The 16682-nt window shown below is 58.2% G+C and carries 14 protein-coding genes, 6 tRNA genes and 2 other RNA genes; 19 read left to right on the forward strand and 3 right to left on the reverse strand.

The window, feature by feature from the left end; genetic code table 11:
- Positions 1-94: 94 nt before the first annotated feature.
- The 17 genes from ybgC to pnuC all read left to right on the forward strand — a co-directional run bounded on the left by ybgC (position 95) and on the right by pnuC (position 9159).
- Complete coding sequence (gene ybgC, locus ACJ8PN_RS01810; protein ID WP_004939863.1) at positions 95-499, forward strand: tol-pal system-associated acyl-CoA thioesterase; 405 nt, start codon at positions 95-97, stop codon at positions 497-499.
- Entirely contained in the window at positions 496-1179 is a 684-nt protein-coding gene (gene tolQ, locus ACJ8PN_RS01815) for a Tol-Pal system protein TolQ (protein WP_004939862.1), read from the forward strand. Before ybgC ends, tolQ begins: the two co-directional genes overlap by 4 nt.
- A 12-nt stretch (positions 1180-1191) precedes the next feature.
- Positions 1192-1620 (forward strand): colicin uptake protein TolR, encoded by a 429-nt coding sequence (gene tolR / locus ACJ8PN_RS01820; RefSeq protein ID WP_004939859.1) that lies wholly within the window; start codon positions 1192-1194, stop codon positions 1618-1620.
- 81 nt (positions 1621-1701) lie between these two features.
- Positions 1702-2928: a cell envelope integrity protein TolA gene (tolA, locus tag ACJ8PN_RS01825; protein WP_411261180.1), complete on the forward strand. Its 1227-nt coding sequence runs from the start codon at positions 1702-1704 to the stop codon at positions 2926-2928.
- Between the two features lie 133 nt (positions 2929-3061).
- Positions 3062-4354, forward strand: coding sequence for a Tol-Pal system beta propeller repeat protein TolB (gene tolB / locus ACJ8PN_RS01830; protein WP_004939856.1), 1293 nt, complete (start codon positions 3062-3064; stop codon positions 4352-4354).
- Between the two features lie 44 nt (positions 4355-4398).
- The gene (gene pal, locus ACJ8PN_RS01835) at positions 4399-4914 is read left to right on the forward strand and encodes a peptidoglycan-associated lipoprotein Pal (RefSeq protein WP_004939853.1); all 516 of its coding nucleotides are present in this window, start codon (positions 4399-4401) and stop codon (positions 4912-4914) included.
- A 9-nt stretch (positions 4915-4923) separates the two neighbouring features.
- The gene (cpoB, locus tag ACJ8PN_RS01840) at positions 4924-5718 is read left to right on the forward strand and encodes a cell division protein CpoB (RefSeq protein WP_004939852.1); all 795 of its coding nucleotides are present in this window, start codon (positions 4924-4926) and stop codon (positions 5716-5718) included.
- Positions 5719-5896: 178 nt separating this feature from the next.
- Positions 5897-5972, forward strand: a tRNA-Lys gene (locus tag ACJ8PN_RS01845).
- 131 nt (positions 5973-6103) lie between these two features.
- Positions 6104-6179 (forward strand) — tRNA-Val (locus ACJ8PN_RS01850).
- A 7-nt stretch (positions 6180-6186) separates the two neighbouring features.
- Positions 6187-6262 (forward strand) — tRNA-Lys (locus tag ACJ8PN_RS01855).
- Between the two features lie 152 nt (positions 6263-6414).
- Positions 6415-6490: transfer RNA gene (locus ACJ8PN_RS01860), tRNA-Lys, on the forward strand.
- Positions 6491-6503: 13 nt separating this feature from the next.
- Positions 6504-6627: non-coding RNA, RtT sRNA (locus tag ACJ8PN_RS01865), on the forward strand.
- A gap of 45 nt (positions 6628-6672) precedes the next feature.
- Positions 6673-6748 (forward strand) — tRNA-Val (locus tag ACJ8PN_RS01870).
- Between the two features lie 6 nt (positions 6749-6754).
- Positions 6755-6830 (forward strand) — tRNA-Lys (locus ACJ8PN_RS01875).
- A gap of 75 nt (positions 6831-6905) precedes the next feature.
- A non-coding RNA gene (locus tag ACJ8PN_RS01880) (RtT sRNA) lies at positions 6906-7030 on the forward strand.
- Positions 7031-7351: 321 nt separating this feature from the next.
- Positions 7352-8413 carry a quinolinate synthase NadA gene (nadA, locus tag ACJ8PN_RS01885; RefSeq protein WP_015376982.1) on the forward strand — a complete coding sequence of 354 codons (1062 nt, stop codon included), beginning with the start codon at positions 7352-7354 and terminating at the stop codon, positions 8411-8413.
- Positions 8414-8433: 20 nt separating this feature from the next.
- Entirely contained in the window at positions 8434-9159 is a 726-nt protein-coding gene (gene pnuC / locus ACJ8PN_RS01890) for a nicotinamide riboside transporter PnuC (RefSeq protein WP_351106984.1), read from the forward strand.
- Between the two features lie 35 nt (positions 9160-9194).
- On the opposite strand, the gene zitB is transcribed toward pnuC, so the two are convergent.
- The 3 genes from zitB to ACJ8PN_RS01905 are packed head-to-tail and all read right to left on the reverse strand — an operon-like array spanning position 9195 to position 13962.
- Complete coding sequence (gene zitB / locus ACJ8PN_RS01895) at positions 9195-10157, reverse strand: CDF family zinc transporter ZitB (protein ID WP_351106987.1); 963 nt, start codon at positions 10155-10157, stop codon at positions 9195-9197.
- Complete coding sequence (locus tag ACJ8PN_RS01900) at positions 10157-13360, reverse strand: ATP-binding protein (protein ID WP_442534555.1); 3204 nt, start codon at positions 13358-13360, stop codon at positions 10157-10159. Before ACJ8PN_RS01900 ends, zitB begins: the two co-directional genes overlap by 1 nt.
- Positions 13357-13962 (reverse strand): response regulator, encoded by a 606-nt coding sequence (locus tag ACJ8PN_RS01905; protein WP_442534556.1) that lies wholly within the window; start codon positions 13960-13962, stop codon positions 13357-13359. The genes ACJ8PN_RS01900 and ACJ8PN_RS01905 overlap by 4 nt, the downstream gene beginning before the upstream one ends.
- A 212-nt stretch (positions 13963-14174) precedes the next feature.
- Here ACJ8PN_RS01905 and aroG point away from each other — a divergent pair, with 212 nt between their 5' ends.
- Positions 14175-15227 (forward strand): 3-deoxy-7-phosphoheptulonate synthase AroG, encoded by a 1053-nt coding sequence (gene aroG, locus ACJ8PN_RS01910; RefSeq protein WP_033633901.1) that lies wholly within the window; start codon positions 14175-14177, stop codon positions 15225-15227.
- Between the two features lie 259 nt (positions 15228-15486).
- A complete protein-coding gene (locus ACJ8PN_RS01915) occupies positions 15487-16677 on the forward strand; it encodes a YjgN family protein (protein WP_411261177.1) in 1191 nt (396 codons plus the stop codon).
- The last annotated feature ends 5 nt before the right edge of the window (positions 16678-16682 follow it).

The following is a 16682-nucleotide window of genomic DNA, read 5'->3' on the forward strand; positions in this document are numbered from 1 at the left end:
CCATAATTATTTTCATTCCCATCTTGTAACCCATTCCCAACCCGATCCGTCTTGCGTATAGTAGCAGCGTTAAATTGCATTGCTGGGAAGTAGAGTGAGTAATACGTTGTTTCGATGGCCGGTTCGCGTTTACTACGAGGATACCGATGCCAGTGGTGTGGTCTATCACGCCCGCTACGTCGCCTTTTTTGAAAGAGCGCGCACAGAGATGCTGCGTCAGCACAACTTTCATCAACAGCAGCTGCTCAGTGAACAAGTCGCTTTTGTCGTCCGGCGCATGACGGTGGATTATCTGGCTCCGGCTCGTCTTGACGAGCAACTGGAGGTCCAGAGTGAAATCACCTCTCTACGCGGGGCTTCTCTCACGTTTGCTCAACGCATTGTCAATTCTGACGGGGCCCTACTGAGCCAGGCAGATGTCCTGATTGCCTGTATTGATCCACACCAAATGAAGCCAAGAGCGCTTCCTAAGTCTATTGTCGCGGAGTTTAAGCAGTGACTGACATGAACATCCTAGATTTATTCTTGAAGGCGAGCCTGCTGGTTAAGCTTATCATGTTGATTTTGATATGCTTCTCGGTAGCCTCTTGGGCGATCATCATTCAGCGCACCCGCATCCTCAATGCGGCGACGCGTGACGCCGAAGCCTTTGAAGACAAATTCTGGTCCGGTATCGAGCTTTCCCGTCTGTACCAGGAAAGTCAGGCGCGTCGCGATAGCCTGACCGGTTCCGAGCAGATCTTCCATTCCGGGTTCAAAGAGTTCGCCCGCCTGCACCGCGCCAACAACCATGCGCCGGAGTCGGTGATCGAAGGGGCGTCGCGCGCGATGCGCATTTCGATGAACCGCGAGCTGGAAACGCTGGAAACCCATATTCCGTTCCTCGGCACCGTCGGTTCGATCAGCCCGTACATCGGCCTGTTCGGCACCGTGTGGGGGATCATGCACGCCTTTATCGCGCTGGGCGCGGTGAAGCAAGCCACGCTGCAGATGGTGGCGCCGGGTATCGCCGAAGCGCTGATCGCCACCGCGATCGGTCTGTTCGCCGCCATCCCGGCGGTAATGGCCTACAACCGTCTCAACCAGCGCGTCAACAAGCTTGAGCAGAATTACGACAACTTTATGGAAGAGTTCACCGCTATTCTGCATCGTCAGGCCTTCTCCAGCGACAGCAAATAAGTAGGAGGTAGCATGGCGAGAGTACGTGGACGTAGTCGGCGTGAGCTGAAGTCCGAAATTAACATCGTTCCGCTGCTCGACGTGTTGCTGGTGCTGCTGCTGATTTTTATGGCAACCGCGCCAATCATCACGCAGAGCGTGGAGGTTGACCTGCCGGACGCCACCGATTCCAAGACGGTGTCCAGCGATGACAATCCGCCGGTGATCCTCGAGGTTTCCGGCGTAGGTCAATACACCCTGGTGGTGGATCACAACCGTATGGAGCTGCTGCCGCCTGAGCAAGTCGCGGCCGAAGCCAAGTCGCGTTTAGCGGCTAACCCGAAAACGGTCTTTTTGATCGGCGGTGCGAAGGAAGTCCCTTACGATGAGATTATCAAGGCATTGAATATTCTCCATCAGGCGGGCGTGGCTTCCGTGGGGCTGATGACCCAGCCGATCTGACCGTAAGGCCAACGGCAACCCGGTTCCTGTGCTGCGGCCCAGGAACCCCGTATAAGCAACACCAGTTTTTGGGAATCTATTTTGGTAAAGGCAACTGAGCAAAACGATAAGCTGAACCGCGCCGTTATTGTTTCGGTCGTTCTGCACTTCATACTGATTGCCCTGCTGATTTGGGGATCGCTGCAGGAAAAGGTCGACATGAGCGCCGGCGGCGGCGGCGATGGTTCTGTAGTGGGTGCGGTAATGGTCGATCCCGGCGCTGTGGTAGAGCAGTACAACCGCCAGCAGCAGCAGAGCAACGATGCGCAGCGTGCCGAGAAGCAGCGCCAGAAAAAAGCGGAGCAACAGGCCGAAGAGCTTCAGCAGAAGCAGGCGGAGCAACAGCAGCGCCTGAAAGAGCTGGAGAAAGAGCGTTTGGCGGCGCAGGAGAAAGCCGCGCAGGACGCCAAGGCGCAGGCTGAGCAACAGCAGAAGGCGGCGGAGCAGCAAAAACAGGCCGCCGAGCAGCAAAAAGCGGCGGAAGCGGCCGCAGCCAAGGCCAAAGAACAACAGAAGGTCGCCGAAGCCGCCGCCGCCAAGGCGAAGGCCGAAGCGGACAAGGTCGCCAAGGCGCAGGCGGAAGCCCAGAAGAAAGCCGAAGCGGAAGCCAAGAAAGAAGCGGCAGCTGCCGCCGCCGCCAAGAAACAGGCGGAAGAGGCGAAGAAAGCCGCCGCCGCCGCGGCAGAGCAAAAAGCTGCAGAGGCTGCGGAGAAGAAAGCGGCCGCTGAAGCCGAGAAAAAAGCCGCAGCGGAAGCCGAGAAGAAGGCTGCCGCCGAGGCAGAGAAGAAAGCGGCGGCCGAGAAAGCCGCTGCCGCCAAGAAAGCCGCTGCGGACGCCAAGAAGAAGGCCGCCGCCGAGGCTGCGAAACAATCGGAGGAAGTTAGCGATCTGTTTGGTGGCCTGGCGGACGGCAAGAACGCGCCGAAGGGCGGCGGTGCCAAATCGAAGGGCGACGGTAAACCGGCCGGGCAGGGCAATGCCAAGACGGCTGGCGCCAGCGGGGCGGAAATCAATGGCTATCTTGGCCAGATTACCGCTGCGATTCAAAGCAAGTTCTACGATGCGGATCTGTACAAGGGCCGTAAATGTGACCTGCGAATCAAGCTGGCGCCGGACGGTTTTCTGGTAGACGTAAAATCTGAAGGGGGCGATCCGGCACTGTGTCAGGCGGCGATAGCCGCGGCGAAACAGGCGAAGATCCCGAAACCGCCAAGCCAGGCGGTTTATGAGGTGTTTAAGAATGCTCCCCTTACGTTCAAGCCGCAATAATGGTTGTTTGAGCTGAGTAATATCACAGGGATGTACTAAGGTAACCAACAGGGATTATGTAGTTTTAAGTAAGTTGGTTTGTTAAAATTCTGCTAATTTATCGCAGGCATCCCGCCTGGATAAGGGAGATGAGATGAAGCAGGCATTTCGAGTAGCGCTAGGTTTTTTAATTCTGTGGGCGTCCGTGCTGCACGCGGAAGTTCGCATTGAAATCACCCAAGGGGTCGACTCCGCTCGCCCGATTGGCGTGGTGCCGTTTAAATGGGCGGGCCCAGGCACGCCGCCGGAAGATATCGGCAAGATTGTCGGCGCGGATCTGCGCAACAGCGGCAAATTCAACCCGATCGACGTGGCGCGTATGCCGCAGCAACCGACCTCCGCGTCTGAAGTGACGCCGGCGGCCTGGACTGCATTGGGCATCGACGCCGTAGTGGTCGGTCAGGTTCAACCTGGCGCCGACGGCAGCTACCTGATCTCCTACCAGTTGGTGGACACCTCGGGTTCGCCGGGCACCGTATTGGCGCAGAACCAGTATAAAGTGACCAAACAGTGGTTGCGTTATTCTGCCCATACCGCCAGCGACGAAGTGTTCGAGAAGCTGACCGGCATCAAGGGCGCGTTCCGCACCCGTATCGCCTACGTGGTGCAGACCAACGGCGGGAAATTCCCGTACGAGCTGCGCGTAGCGGATTACGACGGTTACAACCAGTTCACGGTGCACCGTTCGCCTGAACCGCTGATGTCGCCGGCCTGGTCGCCGGACGGCAGTAAACTGGCTTACGTGACCTTCGAGAGCGGCCGCTCTGCGCTGGTGGTGCAGACCCTGGCTAACGGCGCTATCCGCCAGATCGCCTCGTTCCCGCGCCACAACGGTGCGCCGGCGTTCTCGCCGGACGGCAGCAAGCTGGCCTTCGCGCTGTCCAAGAGCGGCAGCCTGAACCTGTACGTGATGAACCTCGGCTCCGGCCAGATCACGCAGCTGACCGATGGCCGCAACAACAACACCGAACCGACCTGGTTCCCGGATGGCCAGTCTCTGGCGTTTACCTCCGACCAGGGCGGGCGTCCGCAGATTTATAAAATCAGCGCCAGCGGCGGTGCCGCACAGCGTCTGACGTGGGAAGGCTCTCAGAACCAGGATTCTGAAGTCAGCTCCGACGGTAAATTCCTGGTGATGGTCAGCACCAACAGTGGTGCACAACACATCGCCAAACAAGATCTTGGATCGGGCGCCGTTCAGGTTTTGACCGGCACCTTCCTGGATGAAACGCCTAGTATTGCGCCAAACGGTACCATGGTGATCTATAGCTCCACGCAAGGTATGGGCTCCGTGCTGCAGTTGGTGTCAACTGATGGGCGTTTCAAAGCGCGTCTTCCGGCAACTGATGGACAGGTCAAATTCCCTGCCTGGTCGCCGTATCTGTGATGCATGTGTAAATATGTATGGCAAACTATAAAAGGATCAAAGAAATGCAACTGAACAAAGTGCTGAAAGGGCTTCTGCTGGCACTGCCAGTTCTGGCTGTAGCAGCTTGTAGTTCTAACAAAAGCGCGAACAACGACCAATCTGGTATGGGCGCTGGCGCCGGCACTGGTATGGAAAACGGCAGCAGCAACCTGTCTTCCGAAGAACAAGCTCGTCTGCAGATGCAAGAACTGCAGAAGAACAACATCGTTTACTTCGGCCTGGACAAGTATGACGTAAGCTCCGAATTCGCTCAGATGCTGGACGCGCACGCTGCATTCCTGCGTAACAACCCGTCTTACAAAGTGACCGTTGAAGGCCACGCTGACGAACGCGGCACGCCGGAATACAACATCGCTCTGGGTGAGCGTCGTGCTAACGCCGTTAAAATGTACCTGCAGGGTAAAGGCGTTTCCGCTGACCAGATCTCTATCGTTTCTTACGGTAAAGAAAAACCAGCAGTACTGGGCCACGACGAAGCGGCTTATGCTAAAAACCGTCGTGCCGTTCTGGTTTACTAAGAGAATCGCATGAACAGTAACTTCAGACGTCACCTGTTGAGTCTGTCGTTACTGGTTGGCGTAGCGGCCCCCTGGGCCGCTACTGCCCAAGCGCCAATCAGTAATGTCGGCTCCGGCTCGGTCGAAGACCGCGTCACCTCGCTTGAGCGCATCAGCAATGCTCAAGGCCAGCTTTTAAACCAACTCCAGCAGCAACTCTCTGACAATCAACGCGACATTGATTCTCTCCGTGGGCAAATCCAGGAAAGCCAGTATCAGTTGAATCAGGTCGTTGAACGCCAGAAGCAAATCTATCAACAGATGGATAGCCTCAGCCAGGGCGGCGCTCAGAGCGCCTCTGCGGCAGCGGGCGCTGCCGGCGGGGCAGCCGCAGGCGCATCTTCCGATGCGGGCAGCAGCGCTCCTGCAGCCGCTTCTGCAACGCCGAGTGGCGGTGATGAGAACAGTGACTACAACGCCGCTGTTTCTCTGGCGCTGGAAAAAAAACAGTATGACCAGGCGATTTCCGCCTTTCAGTCCTTCGTAAAACAGTACCCGAAGTCTACTTACCAGCCCAACGCCAACTATTGGCTGGGTCAGTTGTTTTACAACAAGGGTAAAAAAGACGATGCGGCCTATTATTTTGCGGTGGTGGTGAAGAATTACGCTAAATCACCGAAGGCGCCGGACGCCATGTACAAGGTAGGTATCATCATGCAGGAAAAAGGGCAGGCTGATAAAGCCAAGGCCGTGTTCCAGCAGGTGATTAAACAATACCCAACCAGTGCGGCGGCCAAGCAGGCGAAAAGTCGCGTAGGCGGTTAACGGTTAGAAAAATGAGCCCAGAAGTTAGTCGATTTGACCGATTTCTGGGCTCATTCGCGTGAAGAACAAGCAGTTGAACGCATCAGTAAAAAATTTAGGTTGCGCTGCCAAGATAAATTAGTAATATATGCCGCCGTTGCCAAGACATCTTGCAAGATGTTAAAGCGGCAGGGAAATTGGGTCGTTAGCTCAGTTGGTAGAGCAGTTGACTTTTAATCAATTGGTCGCAGGTTCGAATCCTGCACGACCCACCAATTTTGAAGCAAGAAATGAAGTGGAATCGGGAAGGATAACATCACGAAGTGATGGCCCGTCAGGGCGAGGCCAAAGGCCGAGTCATCCTGCACGACCCACCAATTTCTGAAGTAGCAGTAACCACAACAGTGGGTGATTAGCTCAGTTGGTAGAGCATCTCCTTTACACGGAGGGGGTCGGCGGTTCGAGCCCGTCATCACCCACCACTGTTATGGGTCGTTAGCTCAGTTGGTAGAGCAGTTGACTTTTAATCAATTGGTCGCAGGTTCGAATCCTGCACGACCCACCATTCTTAGAGAATGGCAGCTTCAGAATAGGTTTGATGTGGCAAAGTAAAGGTCCGAGTCGAGTACCCGTCGAGTTGTCCTGAACATCCCCATCCTTGTTTTCCGCGAGTCGGTTTTTGTAACCTATTCGCCATCAGCAGTAAACCACATCAGTGGGTCGTTAGCTCAGTTGGTAGAGCAGTTGACTTTTAATCAATTGGTCGCAGGTTCGAATCCTGCACGACCCACCACTCTTTGATAGAGCAAGGTGTTAAATCGTCAGGATGAGAACCGTAGAGGTTCGAGTCTCGCAAAGCGAGACAACATCACTCCAGTGATGGCCCGTTAGGGCGAGGCCAAAGGCCGAGTTATCCTGCACGACCCACCACTCTTTGATAGAGCAAGGTGTGAAAAATAGCAGTACCACAGCAGTGGGTGATTAGCTCAGTTGGTAGAGCATCTCCTTTACACGGAGGGGGTCGGCGGTTCGAGCCCGTCATCACCCACCACACTGCGGGTCGTTAGCTCAGTTGGTAGAGCAGTTGACTTTTAATCAATTGGTCGCAGGTTCGAATCCTGCACGACCCACCAATTCAGAAAAAAGCGCCTTTTGGCGCTTTTTTCACATCTGCGCCACCTGACTCTGCCTTTATCTTCTTGCTGACATGGCCCACTGAGTCGTGCGGGTGAGATCCTGCGTTCAGGTTCGAGCATCGCGTAGCGATACGACAACGCGCAGCGTTGCCCGCAGGGTGAGGCCACAGGCCAAATCAATCCTGCACGACCCACTCATTCAGAAAAAAGCGCCTTTTGGCGCTTTTTTCGTATCTGTCACCCCACACCCGAATCTTTTGCTTTCTCGTTTCAACAACACACCGATCATCATCCCGCTCTTCTCTGAACGCCATACGCCCTCACCAGGGCATTATCCGCCGTGATCTGCGTGGTCAATGTCTGTGTTTTTAATTCATTAAACACTGGGCGCGTAAATATGAAAATATCAGCGGACTTTTCGCGCGGTTTTAGGTATTTTGTTTAGTATATAAAACGAAGGGCGTTGCGGCAGGCGATATTCACGCGGCAGGCGCCCAGCCTAGCATGAGATTGCAGCGATGAGTGAAATGTTTGATGTCAATGCGGCGGTGTATCCCTTCCCGCCGAAACCGGTACCGCTGGACGTAGCGGAAAAAGCCTTTTATCGCGAGAAGATCAAAACCCTGCTCAAGCAGCGCAATGCGGTGATGGTCGCCCACTATTATACCGATCCGGAAATCCAGGCGCTGGCGGAAGAAACCGGCGGCTGCGTGGCGGATTCGCTGGAAATGGCGCGCTTCGGCAGCGCCCATCCGGCTTCCACGCTGTTGGTGGCCGGCGTGCGCTTCATGGGGGAGACCGCCAAGATCCTCAGCCCGGAAAAACAGGTGCTGATGCCGACCCTGTTTGCCGAATGTTCGCTTGACCTGGGTTGCCCGGAAGAGGAGTTCCATGCGTTTTGCGACAGCCATCCCGATCGCACCGTGGTGGTCTATGCGAACACCTCGGCGGCGGTCAAAGCGCGCGCCGACTGGGTGGTGACCTCCAGCATCGCCGTCGAACTGATCGAGCATCTGGATAGCCTGGGCGAGAAAATTATCTGGGCGCCGGATCGCCATCTCGGCAGCTACGTGCAGAAGCAGACCGGCGCCGACGTGTTGTGTTGGCAAGGCGCCTGCATTGTCCATGACGAGTTCAAGACCCAGGCGCTGCGGCGCATGAAGGCGCTCTATCCGCAGGCGGCCATCCTGGTGCATCCCGAATCGCCTCAGGCGGTGGTCGAGCTGGCGGATGCGGTGGGATCGACCAGCCAACTGATTCAGGCGGCGAAAACATTGCCGCATCAACAGCTGATTGTCGCCACCGATCGCGGTATCTTTTACAAGATGCAGCAGGCTTGTCCGGACAAGGAACTGTTCGAGGCGCCGACCGCCGGAGAAGGCGCGACCTGCCGCAGCTGCGCGCATTGCCCGTGGATGGCGATGAATGGCCTGAAGGCGATTGCCGAAGGGCTGGAGCAGGGGGGCGCGCAGCATGAGATCCACGTGGACGCCGCGCTGCGTGAAAAGGCGCTGGTGCCGCTGAACCGCATGCTGGATTTCGCCGCTCAGCTTAAGATGCAGGTTAAAGGCAACGCTTAACCGTTTAAAAGGATGACCTCATGAGCTTCTTCAGTACCAGCAATATTCTGGTGCATATTCCGCTTGGCGCGGGCGGTTACGATCTGTCGTGGATCGAAGCCATCGGCACACTGTTCGGGTTGCTGTGCATCTGGTACGCCAGCAAGGAAAAAATCATCAACTACCTGTTCGGCCTGATCAACGTCACGCTGTTCGCGGTGATTTTCTTCCAGATCCAGCTGTATGCCAGCCTGCTGCTGCAGCTGTTTTTCTTAGGCGCCAATATTTACGGTTGGTATGCCTGGAGCCGCCAAACCCAGGATAACCAGGCCGAGCTGCAGATCCGCTGGCTGCCGCTGCCGAAAGCGTTGACCTGGGCGGCGGTTTGCGTCATCGGCATCGGCCTGATGACCTTTAACATCGACCGCGTGTTTGCCTGGCTGACGCAGATTGCGGTGGCGGTGATGCAAGGGCTGGGGCTGAACGTACAGATGCCGACGCTGCAGCCGGACGCCTTCCCGTTCTGGGATTCGGCGATGATGGTGCTGTCCATCGTGGCGATGATCCTGATGACGCGCAAGTACGTGGAAAACTGGTTGCTGTGGGTAGTTATCGATGTCATCAGCGTGGCGATCTTCGCCTACCAGGGCGTGTACGCGATGGCGCTGGAGTATGTCATTCTGACGCTGATCGCCCTGAACGGCTCCTGGCTGTGGATCAAGAGCGCCGGGCGCAACCGTTCCAATCCGTTATCTTCCGCTCCGTAACAACGCAGAGGGCGCCGTGATGGCGCCCTCTTGGCTTAGTGACGATGCCCCAGGTGCGAATGCGCTTCGCCATGTGAGTGTTCACTCGGCTCCGGCGCCCGATTGATACCGCAGTCCTGCGTCTCGCAGTGCCGGTACTCCATCTGAATGGTCACGTGGCCGATCTTGTAGTGTTCCAACAGATAAGCCTGGATGCGTTGCAATAGCCCATCGTGGTCATGCGGCGGGATCACCTGCGCATGCAGCGTCATCAGCTTCTGCTCGCCGATCTGCCAGACGTGTACGTGGTGGATATTGCGCACTTCCGGGATGTTCAGGCACAGGTCTTTTTGCAGCTTGGCGATGTCGACCTCCTGCGGCGTACCTTCCAGCAGCTCGTGGAAGCTCTCCTTCAGCAGCCGCCAGGCGCTGCGCAGCACCAGACAGGAGACCAGCACCGACAGGATCGGGTCAATCGGCGTCCAGCCGGTGGCGAGAATAACGATGGCGGCGACGATGGCGCCCACCGAGCCGAGCAGGTCGCCCAGCACATGCAGCGCGGCCGCCCTCACGTTGATATTTTTCTCTTCGTTGCCGCGATGCAGCAGCCAGAAGGCGAACAGGTTCGCCAGCAGCCCCGCTATGGCGATGATCAGCATCGGAGTGCCCATCACCGGCTGGGGTTCGAAGAAACGCCGTATCGCCTCCCACAGGATGAATACCACGATCACCAGTAGCGCCGCGGCGTTGAGGAAGGCCGCCAGGGTGGTCAGGCGCAGATAGCCAAAGGTGTGGCGCGCGTTGGGCTTGCGCTGGGAAAAGTGCACCGCCATCAGCGCCACCAGCAGCGCGGCGGCATCGGTCAGCATGTGCCCCGCATCGGCCAATAGCGCCAGCGAGCCGGACAACAGGCCGCCTACCACCTCGGCCACCATAAAGACGGCGGTGACTAAAAAAGCGGTCAGTAGGCGTTTACTATTACTGTCTTTCGGCAGGTGTACGTGTGGAGTGTCCGACATTATTCATCCTTATGCATAGCGAAAGTGGGGGCGGCGGCGAGCAGAGCGTCCAGCTCCGGTTCTATCTGCGCCACTAACGCCTTTAATTTAGTATAAGCGGCGGCGGCAAACTCGCCCCGACGTGCGGTTTCCACCAGTTGCTGGCACAGCTGCGCGGCTTCCGGCAGCTGCAGCATCAGCAGGCTGCCCTTGATGCGGTGCGCCGCCTGCTCCAGGCGAGGCCAGTCGCTCGCGGCGACGGCATCTGCGAGCCGCTGCCGGTCTTGCCGCAGCGTGTCGCTGAGCGTCTGCGCCAGCCGCTGCAGCATGGCGCGATCGCCGCCCGCCATTTCGGCCAGCGTTTGCCGCAGGTCAGTAAGGACTGACTTTTCTTCCTGAACCTGCGGTTGCTGAGCCAATACGTGGCCGATCGCCGCCAGTGAAATCGGCTTGGTCAGGAAGTGATCGATCGCCACCAGCCCTGGCGGGATGCGGGTAAACTCCTGCACGTCTGCCGAGCAGAGCACGATGCGGCAAGGCGGGCGCCGTAGCCGCTGTTCGTCGCGGCGGATCAGCCTGGCCAGCGTCAGGCCGTCCGGGCGCGGCATGTTATAGTCGATAAACAGCAGATCGAAAGGCTGCCGGCGCTGAGCCTTCAGCAGCGCATAGCCTTGTTCAAAGCGGGCCGGCTGCAGCCCGAAGTGGCGCAGCTGGCGTTCCAGCAACAACAAATTGGTGGGATGGTCGTCGATCAGCGCGGTACGCAAGGCGGAAGACGGCAGGGCAAAGGTGTGCTCCTCCTGGGCGCCAGCCGTCGCGGCGCCGCTCAGCTCGACCGGTATCGCGACCTCGACGCGGGTGCCGACGCCCGGCTGCGAGTGCAACTCGATGCGGCCGCCCATCTGTTCGACGATTTCTTTGCAGATCGACAGGCCCAAACCGGTACCTTGCACCGAGATGCGTTGCGCGCCGCGCGCGCGGTAAAACGGTTGAAACAGCTTGCCTACCTCATCGGCGGCGATGCCGCAGCCGCTGTCGTTCACCGTTAACTGCAACTCTCCCCGTCGTTCATTCTGTGCGCGCCAGCCGACGTCGACCTGAATGGCGCCGCGCGGCGTGAACTTTATCGCGTTGTTTATCAGGTTGTTAGCCACCTGAAGTAAACGCTCACCATCAATAATCACCGCCTCCGGCAGCGCCGGATCCGCCACCACGCTCAAGGTCAACGGCCGTTCGCCGATAAGCGGCCGGTAAAGGGCGTCGATGCGCGCGACCCAGGGGCGCAACGCCACCGGTTTCGGCGCCAGCGTCAACGACCCGGTTTCCAGCCGCGCGTGATCCTGCAGGTCGTTGAGCAGGTTGAGCAGCGATGAGGCCGAACTGTAAATCACCGGCAGGCCTTCCGGCGCAGGTTGGCGTTTGAGCTCCAGTTCCAGCAGGCCGAGGATGGCGTGCATCGGCGTGCGCAGTTCATGGCTGACGGTGGCGAGGAATTTGCTCTTCATGCGATTTTCCGCTTCGGCGCGTCGGCGCGCCTGCTCGAGCTCTTCGCGTTCGCGTTTTTCACGGCGCTGCAGCATGAAACGGCGCAGCGTCAGCGCCAGCAGCAGCACGGTGGCGGCGGCCAACAGCGCCAGCAGCCAGGTGGTCTGCGGCGGCATGCGGTTGTCGTTCACCGCGTCGATCAGGTTGCTGCGATCGACGATCCACTCGTCGCGCAGCGATTGCAGGGTATCCGCCGGGATCTGCATCAGGTTCTTATCCAGGATCGCCAGCAGCAGCGGTTGATCGCGGCGCACGCCGAAGGCCACCGGATAGGGGATGTTGTTGGCGGCGAAGGCCAGCTTGATGGCGCCGGAATAGCGCGACAGGGCCAAAAAGTTGGCGGAGATGACGTTATCCACCAGCGCATCCAGCTGGCCGTTGGCCAGCGCGTCGTACATCGACTTGCTGTCGGCGAAGCTGACGGTCTGTTCCTGCTCCGGCACCAGCCCCTGAGCCAAATCGCCCTGCAGGACGCCGATGCGCTTGCCGGCCAGATCGCCCCAGGTCGATACGCCGTTGGCATACTGGCCGACGTAAACGCCCCACAGCGAACGGTGGATCGGCATGCTGGCGCCATAGCGCGCCTTGACGCCGCGCGCCAGCGGCAGGGCGGCGCGGAAGCTGGCCTGGCCGGACTGCACCAACTGATCGGCCTGCTCGGCGTTGCGCGCCCACAGCGGCGCGAAACGCAGCCCGGTGTTTTGCGCGATGATGTTGAGAATATCGATGGCGTAGCCGCGCGGCTGGCCGTCGGAACCGCGGTAGGCGAACGGGAAGTTGTTCTCGATGGCGGCGTAGTAAACCACGCGGTGGCTCGCTACCCAATTCTTCTCCATCGTCGTCAGATCGGCATTGCCGGTATCGAGGTAGCTGGGGATCTTTTTGCTCCAGCGGCTCTGCAGGGCATTCATCAGTTCCATCGGCGCGTCGGCGATGGCGGTGTTCAGCGTGTCTATCAGCCGCGGATCGGCGGCGGCGAACACGAAGGAGAGGTTGCCCAGGTTCTCGTTGCTTTCAATCTGATAGAGCTGGCCAAGCTGCAGCTGGTCGATGATAAAGCTGGCGCTGGCCTCGTCGGCGATAAAGTAGTCGCTGCTGCCGTTCAGCAGCGAATAGACCGCCTGCAGGTTGTTGTCGTAGCGCTGGATCTGCGATGCCACCGCCTGCAGGGCGCCGCCGGACTGCATGTCGGTCAGCGCGCCGATCGCGACGCGGGCGTTGGCGGAATTGAGCATCACCGGCCGATCGTTGCTGCGATCGCGCAATACGCGCAGGTTGCTGACGTAGTAAGGCTGGGAGATCTCCAGCCCGTGCAGCGCTTCGCTCTGCGGGATGCCGTACAACAGATCGACCTTGCCGTCGTGCAGCGCCTGCTCCAGCTGGGTCAGGTCGGCGAAGCCGTAAATGGCGAAGCGGATGCCGGTTACCTGCTGGATATAGCCGAGGTAGTCGGCGTTCAGCCCATACAGATCGTCATCCACAATGATGTTGTACGGGCTGGTGTTCTCACTGATGATGCCGACGCGCAGCGTGCGGTCGCGCCAGGGATTTTTCTCGCCGACGATCAGCATATTCTCGGGGGGATTCAGGTTGCTGACCAACTGATAGCGCACCGGCTCCCCCGCCTGCGCCAGGCCGCACCACAGGATCAGCAGCAGCAGCAGGGCGCGGCGCATCATGGCGCCAGCTCTTTAAACACCGCCACCAGCTCCAGCAAATTGCCGGCGCCGGTTTTGCGCTGGATGTTTTTCTTGTGCGTGCTGACGGTCTTGTTGCTGATGTGCAGCCGGTCGGCGATCTGCAGGTTGGACAGCCCCTGGCTCAGCAAACCCAGCACCTCGAGCTCCTTGGGCGTGAGCAGCCCGCCGTCCGCCTTCGGCGCTTCTTCGGCCAGCGCGGCGGCGGGGAAACTGGTTTCACCGTCCAGCACCTGCTCGATCGCCTGCACCAACTCCGCCAGCGAGCTGCCTTTGTTGACGAAACCGTCGGCGCCGGCGGCATGCGCCATGCGCGCATACACATCGGCCTCTTGCGCGGTATAGATCAGGATCTTTTGTTGCGGGTAGCGGCGGCGGATTTTTTTCAACAGCTGCAGCCCGTCGACCTGCGGCAGGCCGATATCCAGGATCACCAGGCTGAAAGCGGTCTCGGCCAGCAGAGCCAGCGCCTGGACGTCGTCCTGCGCCGCCTGCAGACGGTAGGGGCGGGATGATTTCATTAGCGCCGCTTCCAGTGCGACATGAACCACCGGGTGGTCATCAACTAATAACAGAGAAGGCATGTTCAACTCGGGTCGCTTTATATTCCGATCGCTAGCATAGCGAAAAAGGAGGCTCTGCGCTCCCCTGATGAAACAGCACAATCTGCTGTTAATTTGGCGGTTCCAGCGGAGGGGGGCAAAGGTGATTTACAGCGCCATTCCCACAGGCTAGATTGTTGGGATCTACACCGTTACGCACTGCGAAATACCCCTCGATACCGAATGGAAAAGCTATGAATTACCAAAACGACGATTTACGCATTAATGATATTAAGGAACTCCTGCCGCCGGTGGCTCTGCTGGAGAAATTCCCGGCCACTGAACGCGCGGCAAAGACGGTGTCCCAGGCCCGCAGCGCAATTCACAATATCCTTCGTGGCAGCGACGATCGCCTGCTGGTGGTGATTGGCCCTTGCTCCATCCACGATACCCAAGCCGCCAAAGAGTACGCGGGGCGCCTGCTGGCGCTGCGTGAAGAACTGAGCGGCGAGCTGGAAGTGGTGATGCGCGTATACTTCGAAAAACCGCGCACCACCGTGGGCTGGAAAGGCCTGATCAACGATCCGCAAATGGACAACAGCTTCAACATCAACGACGGCCTGCGCCTGGCGCGCAAGCTGCTGGTGGAGATCAACGACAGCGGGCTGCCGGCCGCCGGCGAATTCCTCGACATGATCACGCCGCAGTACCTGGCGGATCTGATGAGCTGGGGCGCCATCGGCGCGCGTACCACGGAATCGCAGGTGCACCGCGAGCTGGCCTCCGGCCTCTCGTGCCCGGTCGGTTTCAAGAACGGCACCGACGGCACCATCAAGGTGGCGATCGACGCCATCAACGCCGCCGGCGCGCCGCACTGCTTCCTGTCGGTGACCAAGTGGGGCCACTCGGCGATCGTTAATACCAGCGGCAACGGCGACTGCCACATTATCCTGCGCGGCGGCAAAGAGCCGAACTACAGCGCGGCGCACGTGAAGGACGTCAAAGCCGGCCTGAGCAAAGCCGGGCTGCCGGCGCAGGTGATGATCGACTTCAGCCACGCCAACAGCAGCAAACAGTTCAAAAAGCAGCTGGACGTGAGTGCGGACGTGTGCGGGCAGATCAGCGGCGGTGAAAAAGCGATTATCGGCGTGATGATCGAAAGCCACCTGGTGGAAGGCAACCAGAGCCTCGAAAGCGGCGAGCCGCTGGTTTACGGCAAGAGCGTCACCGACGGCTGCATCGGCTGGCAGGACACCGAAACCGTGCTGCGCGATCTGGCGGCGGCGGTGAAAGCGCGCCGCGGTTAATCGCGTAAAGAGGGGCTCGCCAGCGGGCCCTTTTTCTATTTACCTTAAAATTTTATATCTCCTGTCAATTTAAGGCCTACAGTCAATAGGCTTATTAAATCTTTAAGCGGCCGTATTCGCATTATTCCTATTTAATAAAAGAATAATTGTCACCGCTCTCGGCATTGTGCTTATATAAGACGCTTTTTTATTCCATAAACCCCGCAGGCCTAATAAGTGGGGGAGTGGTATGACCTATTCCTTTCAGGACGAAAGAATTATGACAAACAATACCTCGCAGCCGCTGGGGCTGCACCGGATTAAATTCCATGGGAAAGGTGGTGAGTACTTCGCTATTTGGTTAGTCAATGCATTATTGACCGCCCTGACCCTGGGCATCTATTCCGCCTGGGCGACGGTGCGCCGTCGCCGCTATTTTTACGGCAACACGGAATTGGACGGCGATCGTTTCGACTACCATGCACAACCGCTGCAAATTCTGAAAGGGCGGCTGTTGGTGATCGGCGGCATCATCGTGTTTTATATCTTGCTGGCGATAACGCCACTGTTGGGGCTGCTGGCTTTGCTGGTGTTGCTTGCCCTGCTGCCGTGGATAGTTATTCGCAGCTGGCGCTACAATGCGATTATGTCGAGCTATCGCGGCGTGCGTTTTAATTATGTCTGCCGCACCGGGCGCGCCTATTGGGCTTTACTGTTCTGCCCGTTATTGCTGATTATCGGGCTGTATGTCGGTCTGATCATCTTGCTCGGCATTGGCAGCGGTCTTGGCAGCATCAACGCCATCGCTTTTATGCTGGTGCTGACGCTGATTTTGGCCGTGCCGGCATTTGCGGCGGTAAACGGCATTATTAGCGCACTGCAGCATGATTTGTACGTTAATAACCTGTTCTTCGGGCGCACACCGTTTATTGCCGAGCTGAAGAAATCGGCCTTTATCAAATTTGCCTTGATCGGCCTGCTCATATTCCTGCCATTCATGTTGGTCGCGCTGGTGTGCATCGGTTCATTCTTCTTTACTCTCTATCAGATGGTGTTGATGGGCCAGTTGACCAACGAAGCCATTGATGTGCTGGTGCTGGACAATATCAGCAGCCTTCTGCTGATGGTGGTGGTGCTGTTGATCGGCGCGCTGGTGGCCAGCAGCTACCAGGTCGTTGCCCAGCGTAACTATCTGTTTAACCAGGCAAGGCTGAACGGCGACATCAAGCTGCATTCCTCAATGAAAACGCTGCCATACATGGGATTGTTGATCACCAATACCCTGATTACCCTGTTCTCGCTCGGTTTGGCGACGCCGGTGGCGGAAGTGCGTCATGCCCGTTATCTGGCGGCCTGCACGGCGGTTGAAGGCGATCTGGCGCTGCTGGACATTACGGCGCATCAGGAAAGCGCCAACAGCGCGGTGGCCGAAGAAGCGCTGCAGGCGCTGGATCTGGGCGGCAACTTCTGAGGCGC

The sequence above is a fragment of the Serratia sp. CY76391 genome (genome assembly GCF_052166695.1).
Classification (GTDB): domain Bacteria; phylum Pseudomonadota; class Gammaproteobacteria; order Enterobacterales; family Enterobacteriaceae; genus Serratia; species Serratia nematodiphila.

Excerpts from the sequence above, each read along its gene's own strand:
- ACJ8PN_RS01915 (WP_411261177.1), top strand. The coding sequence starts at position 15,487 with ATGACAAACAATACCTCGCAGCCGCTGGGGCTGCACCGGATTAAATTC.
- ACJ8PN_RS01905 (WP_442534556.1), bottom strand. The coding sequence starts at position 13,962 with ATGCCTTCTCTGTTATTAGTTGATGACCACCCGGTGGTTCATGTCGCA.
- cpoB (WP_004939852.1), top strand. The coding sequence starts at position 4,924 with ATGAACAGTAACTTCAGACGTCACCTGTTGAGTCTGTCGTTACTGGTT.
- tolR (WP_004939859.1), top strand. The coding sequence starts at position 1,192 with ATGGCGAGAGTACGTGGACGTAGTCGGCGTGAGCTGAAGTCCGAAATT.
- ACJ8PN_RS01900 (WP_442534555.1), bottom strand. The coding sequence starts at position 13,360 with ATGATGCGCCGCGCCCTGCTGCTGCTGCTGATCCTGTGGTGCGGCCTG.
- zitB (WP_351106987.1), bottom strand. The coding sequence starts at position 10,157 with ATGTCGGACACTCCACACGTACACCTGCCGAAAGACAGTAATAGTAAA.
- aroG (WP_033633901.1), top strand. The coding sequence starts at position 14,175 with ATGAATTACCAAAACGACGATTTACGCATTAATGATATTAAGGAACTC.
- pnuC (WP_351106984.1), top strand. The coding sequence starts at position 8,434 with ATGAGCTTCTTCAGTACCAGCAATATTCTGGTGCATATTCCGCTTGGC.
- tolB (WP_004939856.1), top strand. The coding sequence starts at position 3,062 with ATGAAGCAGGCATTTCGAGTAGCGCTAGGTTTTTTAATTCTGTGGGCG.
- pal (WP_004939853.1), top strand. The coding sequence starts at position 4,399 with ATGCAACTGAACAAAGTGCTGAAAGGGCTTCTGCTGGCACTGCCAGTT.
- nadA (WP_015376982.1), top strand. The coding sequence starts at position 7,352 with ATGAGTGAAATGTTTGATGTCAATGCGGCGGTGTATCCCTTCCCGCCG.